The following is a 234-nucleotide window of genomic DNA, read 5'->3' on the forward strand; positions in this document are numbered from 1 at the left end:
CTTCGTGGGTCTCGCACTCGATCTCGGCAAGCTGTACGTCGCCAAGAGCGAGTTGCAGAACAGCGCCGATGCCTGCGCGCTGGCGGCCGCGCGCGATCTCACCGGCGCCACCGTCAATCTGTCCGTGCCCGAGGCCGCCGGCATCACGGCCGGCCACCTCAACTACGCGCTGTTTCAAAGCGGCGCGGTGCAACTGACGACCGACAGCAGCGTGCTGTTCAGCGATTCGCTGAG

At 66.7% G+C, this 234-nt stretch carries 1 protein-coding gene; it reads left to right on the forward strand.

Going from position 1 to position 234, the window contains the following annotated elements; all coding sequences use genetic code 11:
* The coding region (locus SB771_RS37240) for a pilus assembly protein TadG-related protein (RefSeq protein ID WP_410722310.1) at positions 1-234 on the forward strand (234 nt) is incomplete at both ends.

The sequence above is a fragment of the Burkholderia sp. SIMBA_051 genome (assembly GCF_046534915.1).
GTDB classification, from domain to species: Bacteria; Pseudomonadota; Gammaproteobacteria; order Burkholderiales; family Burkholderiaceae; genus Burkholderia; species Burkholderia ambifaria.